Source organism: Streptomyces sp. CO7, assembly GCF_053474865.1.
The window spans coordinates 564110-571338 of the sequence record NZ_JBRIOU010000002.1 but is presented as its reverse complement, the minus strand read 5'-3'; the positions used below and the strand labels follow the sequence as shown (position 1 = coordinate 571338).

Below are 7229 nucleotides of genomic sequence, written 5' to 3'. Positions count from 1 at the left end.
GTGCGGCGCGGCCGCCGGTGCCGCCGCGGTCAGCCGGCACCGAGGCCCGCGTCGTCGACGGGGGGCTTCCCCGCCTGCTTCAGGACCGCGTTGAGCGGGCGCAGGTCGTAGATGCCGTCCAGCAGCGGGCTCTCGAGCAGGCCGGCGTCCACGGCGTGGGCCGCCTGGGTCTCGAGGGTGGCGGCCAGCGGATCGTCGGTGACCTCGATCGACTCCCAGGCGGGGTCGAGGATCTCGGCGGGCAGTGCCTTGCCGGAGTCCTCCTCCAGCTGGGCGTTGGCGGCCTGCTTGGCGTCGGCGGGGTGGGCGTCGATCCACGCGTTGGTCTTCACGGACGCCCGCAGCACCGCCTCGACGGCTTCGGGGTGCTCGGCGAGGAAGGTCTGCGAGACGACGATGTTGGTGATCACGAACTTCTGGTCCGGCCACAGGTTGCTCTCGTCGAGGAGGACCTCGCCGCCCTCGGCGACCAGCTTGGAGGCGGTCGGCTCGGGCACCCAGGCGCCGTCGATCGAGCCGGAGGCGAAGGCGCCCGGGGTCACCCTGTTGTCGGAGCGGACGACGGAGACGTCGCCCTTGCCGCTCTGCGCGTCGGCCGTCCAGCCCTGCTCGGAGATCCAGTGGAGGAAGGCCACGTCCTGGGTGTTGCCGAGCTGCGGGGTGGCGATCCGCTTGCCCTTGACGTCCTCGATCGACCTGATCCTCTTCGGATCGACCACCAGCTTGACGCCGCCGGACGCGGAGCCGCCGATGATCCGCAGGTTCTTGCCCTCCGACCTGGTGTAGCCGTTGATCGCCGGGGAGGGGCCGATCCAGCCGATGTCGACGGAGCCGGAGTTGAGCGCCTCGATCGCGGACGGGCCGGCGCCGAAGACCTGGTACGAGGCCTCGGTGCCGCCGAGTTCCCGCTGGAAGAAGCCCTTTCGGTGGGCGACCAGCGGGGTGGCGTGCGTGAGGTTGCCGAAGTAGCCGATGCGCACGGTGTCCAGGCCGTCGGTCTTCTCCCCCACCGGGACGACGTCGTGCGCGTCGTCCTTCGCCTGCGAGCCGTAGCCGCAGGCGCCGAGCGCCAGCAGCGGCAGCACGGCGGCCACGGCGAGGCCCCGGCGGAGCAGGGAGCGGTTGGCAGGCACGGGGGAGGGTGTCCTCTCGGTGGCCCGGCGGTCACCGCCTGTCGTCGTGTCAGGCGGTGGCCGGGAGGCGGTCGGGTCTTCGTTCGGTGCGGAGTCGGTGGTGCCGGACGTGCCGGGTGCGGCCCGCACATCGGGCGACTCCGCCCTGCCCGCTGCCGAGGGTGCCGCTGCCGACGCGGCCGCCCTCCTTGGCGAACGTGTCGAAGAAACCGGGGGTGTTCATCGTCAGAAGTCCCACCCGTCCTCGTCCGCCCGGGCCGCCTCGGTGACCTGCTTGGCGGAGGCGAAGGAGTCACCGGCCATGCCGGCGGTGAGCGTGGAGCCGTCGGCCGGGTCGATCAGGATGAACGCCCCGGTGGTGCGGGAGGTCTCGTAGGCGTCCAGCGGCAGCGGCTCGGCGGTGCGCAGCACGACGCGGCCGATGTCGTTGGCGGCGAGCTGCCCGGGCCTCGGGTGCAGGGAGAGGTCGTCCAGGGTGAGCCGGGAGGGGATCTCCTTGACGACGGCCTTCACGGTGCGGGTGCCGTGCTTGAGCAGCACCCGGTGGCCCTCGGTGAGCGGCCGGTCGGCGACGTGGCAGACGGTGGCCTCGACGTCCTGGCCGGCGGCGGGGGCGTCCTGGCTCGGGGCGATCAGGTCGCCGCGGGAGATGTCCAGGTCGTCCTCGAGCAGCAGGGTCACCGACTGGGGCGCGCGGGCGCTCTCCACCGGCACGCCGAGCAGGTCGATGCCGGAGATCCGGGTGGTGCGGCCGGAGGACAGGACGGTGATCTCCTGGCCGACGCGGAAGGAACCGGCCGCGATCTGGCCGGCGTAGCCGCGGTAGTCGGGGTGCTCGGCGGTCTGCGGGCGGATCACGTACTGCACGGGCAGCCGGGCCGGGAGCGTGTCGACGGTGCCGTCGACCCGCACGGTCTCCAGGTGCTCGAGCACGGTGGGGCCGCCGTACCAGTCCATGTGGGCGGAGGGCTCGACGACGTTGTCGCCGGCCAGCGCCGAGATGGGGACGGTGGTGACCTCGGGCACGCCCAGCTCGGTGGCGTAGGCGGTGAACTGCTCGGCGATGGCCGCGAACACCGGCTCCGCGTAGTCGACCAGGTCCATCTTGTTGACGGCCAGCACGACGTGCGGGACGCGCAGCAGGGCGGCGATGGCGGCGTGCCGGCGGGTCTGCTCGACGACGCCGTTGCGGGCGTCGACCAGGATCACCGTGAGGTCGGCGGTGGAGGCGCCGGTGACCATGTTGCGGGTGTACTGCACGTGGCCGGGGGTGTCGGCGAGGATGAACCGGCGCCGCGGCGTGGCGAAGTAACGGTACGCCACGTCGATCGTGATGCCCTGCTCCCGCTCGGCGCGCAGGCCGTCGGTGAGCAGCGCCAGGTCGGGGGCGTCCTGGCCGCGGCTGGCGGAGGCCCGCTCGACGGCCTCGAGCTGGTCGGCGAGCACCGACTTGGAGTCGTGCAGCAGCCGGCCCACCAGGGTGGACTTGCCGTCGTCGACGGATCCGGCGGTGGCGAACCGCAGCAGCGTGGTGGTTTCGGCGGCCTGTGCGGCCTGCTCGGTGGTGGTCGTCATGGTTAGAAGTACCCCTCGCGCTTGCGGTCTTCCATCGCTGCCTCGGAGAGCTTGTCGTCGGCGCGGGTCGCGCCGCGCTCGGTGAGACGGGAGGCCGCGATCTCGGCGATCACCTGGTCCAGCGTGGCGGCGTCGGAGTCGACGGCGCCGGTGCACGACATGTCGCCGACGGTCCGGTAGCGGACCTGGCGGAACTCGAGGGGCTCGCCGTCCTTGGCGCCGCCCCAGTCGCCGGCCGTCAGCCACATGCCGTTGCGCTGGAAGACCTCGCGCTCGTGGGCGAAGTAGATGGCCGGCAGCTCGATGCCCTCGCGCTTGATGTACTGCCAGACGTCCAGCTCGGTCCAGTTGGAGAGCGGGAAGACCCGGACGTGCTCGCCGGGGGCGTGCCGGCCGTTGTACAGGTTCCACAGCTCGGGGCGCTGACGGCGCGGGTCCCACTGGGAGAACTCGTCGCGCAGGGAGAAGACGCGCTCCTTGGCGCGGGCCTTCTCCTCGTCGCGGCGGCCTCCGCCGAAGACCGCGTCGAACTTCTCGCTCTGGATGGTCTCGGTCAGCGGGACCGTCTGGAGCGGGTTGCGGGTGCCGTCGGGGCGTTCGCGGAGCACACCGCGGTCGATGTAGTCCTGGACCGAGGCCACATGGAGGCGCAGTCCATGTTCGGCGACCACACGGTCGCGGTACTCGAGGACCTCGGGGAAGTTGTGTCCGGTGTCCACATGGAGCAGCGCGAAGGGCACCGGCGCGGGCGCGAACGCCTTGAGCGCCAGGTGCAGCATCACGATGGAGTCCTTGCCGCCGGAGAAGAGGATCACCGGCCGTTCGAACTCGCCCGCGACCTCGCGGAAGATGTGCACGGCCTCGGACTCGAGCACGTCGAGGTGGCCGAGCGGGCCCTGGCCCGCGGCGGTGTCGCGGAGTGCGGCGACGGTGGTCATGCCAGGCCCCTTTCGGTGAGAGCTGCGTGGACGGCGGCGGCGGACTCGGCGACGGTCTGGTCCTGCGACTCGATCCGCAGGTCCGGGGCCTCGGGGGCCTCGTACGGGTCGTCGACGCCGGTGAGGCCGGATATCTCGCCGGCCGCCTGCTTGGCGTACAGGCCCTTCACGTCGCGCACCGAGCAGACGTCGAGCGGGGTGGCGACATGCACCTCCAGGTAGGGGGTGCCGCCGACCTCGTGGCGCTTGCGGACGGCGTCCCGGCTGTCGGCATAGGGCGCGATCACCGGCACCAGCGTGGTCACGCCGTTGCGGGAGAGCAGTTCGGCGAGGAAGCCGATGCGCTGGACGTTGGTGTGACGGTCCTCGCGGCTGAAGCCGAGGCCCGCCGAGAGGAACTCGCGGATCTCGTCGCCGTCGAGGACCTCCACGCGGTGTCCCTCCGCGCGCAGGCGCCCGGCCAGCTCCAGGGCGATCGTGGTCTTGCCGGCGCTCGGCAGACCCGTCAGCCAGACGGTGGCTCCGCTCACGTGCTCGTTCTCCTTGGTGGTCGCTTGCCCCGGTGCCCGGGTGCCGCCGGTCATCCGTGCAGCCCGCACTCGGTCTTGCCGCGCCCGGCCCAGCGGCCGGCCCGGGCGTCCTCGCCCTCCAGCACCCGGCGGGTGCAGGGCGCGCAGCCGACGGAGGCGTAACCGTCCATCAGCAGCGGGTTGGTGAGCACACCGTGCTCGGCGACATAGGCGTCGACGTCGTCCTGGGTCCAGCGGGCGATGGGCGAGACCTTCACCTTGCCGCGCTTGTCGTCCCAGCCGACGACGGGCGTGTTCGCCCGGGTCGGGGACTCGTCGCGGCGCAGGCCGGTCGCCCAGGCCTGGTAGCCCTGGAGACCTCGCTCGAGCGGCTGCACCTTGCGCAGCTTGCAGCACAGGTCCGGGTCGCGGTCGTGCAGCTTCGGCCCGTACTCGGCGTCCTGCTCGGCGACGGTCTGCCGCGGGGTGAGGGTGATGACGTTGACGTTCATCACCGCCTCGACGGCGTCCCGGGTGCCGATGGTCTCCTCGAAGTGGTAGCCGGTGTCGAGGAAGACGACGTCGACGCCGGGCTTCACCCGGGAGGCGAGGTGGGCCACCACCGCGTCCTCCATGGAGGAGGTCACGCAGAAGCGGTCGCCGAAGGTCTCGACGGCCCAGCGCACGATGTCCAGGGCGGAGGCGTCCTCCAGCTCGCGGCCCGCACGCTCGGCGAGCGCCTTGAGCTCCTCGGCGGTGCGCTGCTCCTGTGCCGTGGTCATGTCCCCTCCTGCTGCGTGTCCTTCTGGAAGCCGCGGGCGAGCAGCCCGAGGAACTTCAGTTGGAATGCGCGGTTGCACGCCCCGCATTCCCAACTGCCGTGCCCTGTCTCTCCCGGCCTGAGGTCCTCGTCCCCGCAGTAGGGGCAGTGGAAGGGGGCCGCCCGCTCGCTCACGACAGGTCCCCCTCCGCGGCGCGGGTCGTCCAGGCGGCGAACCGCTCGCCGGGCTCGCGCTGGTCCAGGTAGCGGCGCAGCACCCGCTCGATGTAGTCGGGGAGTTCGGCGGAGGTGACCTTCAGGCCGCGGACCTTGCGGCCGAACCCGGCCTGGAGCCCGAGGGCGCCGCCGAGGTGGACCTGGTAGCCCTCCACCTGCTGTCCGGTCCCGTCGAGCACCAGCTGGCCCTTGAGGCCGATGTCGGCGACCTGGATGCGGGCGCAGGCGTTGGGGCAGCCGTTGAGGTTGATGGTCAGCGGCTCGTCGAACTCCGGCAGGCGGCGCTCGAGTTCGTCGATCAGCGCGGCGCCGCGCGCCTTGGTCTCGACGATGGCGAGCTTGCAGAACTCGATGCCGGTGCAGGCCATGGTGCCGCGGCGGAACGAGGAGGCCTCGACGACGAGGTCGAGCGCGCGCAGCCCCTCGGTCAGCGAGGCGACCTGCTCCTCGGCCACGTCCAGCACGATCATCTTCTGCTCGACCGTGGTGCGCAGCCGCCCGGAGCCGTGTGCCGCGGCCAGGTCGGCGATCTTGGTGAGGGTGGCGCCGTCCACGCGGCCGACGCGCGGGGCGAAGCCGACGTAGTAGCGGCCGTCCTTCTGCCGGTGCACGCCGACGTGGTCGCGCCAGCGCTCCACCGGCTCCGCGGGGGCCGGACCGTCGGCCAGCTCGCGCTTCAGGTACTCGTCCTGGAGCACCTGACGGAACTTCTCCGGGCCCCAGTCGGCGACCAGGAACTTCAGGCGGGCGCGGTTGCGCAGCCGGCGGTAGCCGTAGTCACGGAAGATCGAGATGACGCCCTCGAGGACGTCCGGCACGTCGTCCAGCGGCACCCAGGCGCCGAGCCGGACACCGAGCTTGGGGTTGGTGGAGAGGCCGCCGCCGACCCAGAGGTCGAAGCCGGGGCCGAGCTCCGGGTGGCGCACGCCGACGAAGGCGATGTCGTTGATCTCGTGCGCCACGTCCAGGAGCGGGGAGCCGGAGATCGCGGTCTTGAACTTGCGCGGCAGGTTGGAGTAGGCGGGGTTGCCGACGACGCGGCGGTGGGCCTCCTCCAGGGCGGGGGTGCCGTCGATGATCTCGTCCTCGGCGATGCCGGCCACCGGGGAGCCGAGGAAGGCGCGCGGGGTGTCGCCGCAGGCCTCGGTCGTGGACAGGCCCACCGCCTCCAGGCGGTTCCAGATCTCGGGGACGTCCTCGATGCGGATCCAGTGCAGCTGGATGTTCTGCCGGTCGGTGATGTCCGCGGTGCCGCGGGCGAACTCCTGGGAGACCTCCCCGATGACGCGCAGCTGCTCGGTGGTGAGACGGCCGCCGTCGATGCGGACGCGGAGCATGAAGTAGCTGTCGTCCAGCTCCTCCGGCTCCAGGATCGCGGTCTTGCCGCCGTCGATACCGGGGCGGCGCTGGGTGTACAGACCCCACCAACGCATGCGGCCCCGGAGGTCGTTGGGGTCGATCGAGTCGAATCCGCGCTTCGAGTAGATCGTCTCAATGCGTGTCCGCACATTGAGACCGTCGTCGTCCTTCTTGAACTGCTCGTTCCCGTTGAGCGGGGTGAAGTGTCCGGCGGCCCACTGACCCTCGCCGCGGTGTCGGCTCACCTTGCGGCGGGAGGCGGCGGGATTCTGGGGCGTGGCTGCCATGGTTCACAGTCCTTCGGGACAGACGGGCATACGGCTCTGACCTGGGCGGATGAGCGCAGGGGCAAGGAGACGTCCCGCGGCGTCGTCGGGCGCGGAACGAGGGGAGGGGGTGTCGCGGGGGCTGTCGGGCGGCTGAGGTCTCGTCAGCAGGCCGGACAGATGGCGCTGGACATGCGACCGAGGTCGACGTGTCGTCGACTCACCAGGGCGATTCCAGTTCCGAACATGGCGGAAGCGTGGCACGGGGTCCTGTCGAGCGTCCACTGTCGTCCATGATCCGGACACTTACGTCTCGCTATGCGATATGGCCGTGTCATGGACATCGGCGCACGTCAGCGGTGTACGCCCTGGTCAGTGGTGTCCGCGGACGCCGTCGGAGGGAGAGGTCCTGAGGCAGGTGAAGGGCCGCGGGGGGTGCGTGGCGCGTGCGC

At 71.6% G+C, this 7229-nt stretch carries 8 protein-coding genes; all 8 read right to left on the bottom strand.

Translation table 11 applies throughout. The features are described from left to right. Positions 1-29 precede the first annotated feature (29 nt). The 8 genes from ACOV8S_RS04535 to ACOV8S_RS04500 all read right to left on the bottom strand — a co-directional run bounded on the left by ACOV8S_RS04535 (position 30) and on the right by ACOV8S_RS04500 (position 7025). Positions 30-1133, bottom strand: coding sequence for an aliphatic sulfonate ABC transporter substrate-binding protein (locus ACOV8S_RS04535; RefSeq protein WP_448316223.1), 1104 nt, complete (start codon positions 1131-1133; stop codon positions 30-32). Positions 1134-1182: 49 nt separating this feature from the next. Next, positions 1183-1371, bottom strand: a complete 189-nt coding sequence (locus ACOV8S_RS04530) for a hypothetical protein (RefSeq protein WP_448317414.1) — start codon at positions 1369-1371, stop codon at positions 1183-1185. Continuing rightward, a complete protein-coding gene (locus tag ACOV8S_RS04525) occupies positions 1359-2708 on the bottom strand; it encodes a sulfate adenylyltransferase subunit 1 (protein WP_448316222.1) in 1350 nt (449 codons plus the stop codon). The genes ACOV8S_RS04530 and ACOV8S_RS04525 overlap by 13 nt, the downstream gene beginning before the upstream one ends. Before the next feature lie 2 nt (positions 2709-2710). Continuing rightward, the gene (cysD, locus tag ACOV8S_RS04520; RefSeq protein ID WP_351118054.1) at positions 2711-3646 is read right to left on the bottom strand and encodes a sulfate adenylyltransferase subunit CysD; all 936 of its coding nucleotides are present in this window, start codon (positions 3644-3646) and stop codon (positions 2711-2713) included. After that, a complete protein-coding gene (cysC, locus tag ACOV8S_RS04515; protein ID WP_448316221.1) occupies positions 3643-4230 on the bottom strand; it encodes an adenylyl-sulfate kinase in 588 nt (195 codons plus the stop codon). Before cysC ends, cysD begins: the two co-directional genes overlap by 4 nt. Then, positions 4227-4937: a phosphoadenylyl-sulfate reductase gene (locus ACOV8S_RS04510; RefSeq protein ID WP_448316220.1), complete on the bottom strand. Its 711-nt coding sequence runs from the start codon at positions 4935-4937 to the stop codon at positions 4227-4229. The genes cysC and ACOV8S_RS04510 overlap by 4 nt, the downstream gene beginning before the upstream one ends. 169 nt (positions 4938-5106) lie before the next feature. After that, on the bottom strand, positions 5107-6798 hold the full coding sequence (locus ACOV8S_RS04505) for a nitrite/sulfite reductase (protein WP_448316219.1): 1692 nt from the start codon (positions 6796-6798) through the stop codon (positions 5107-5109). Positions 6799-6941: 143 nt separating this feature from the next. Then, entirely contained in the window at positions 6942-7025 is an 84-nt protein-coding gene (locus ACOV8S_RS04500) for a putative leader peptide (RefSeq protein ID WP_356135130.1), read from the bottom strand. Positions 7026-7229: the final 204 nt, after the last annotated feature.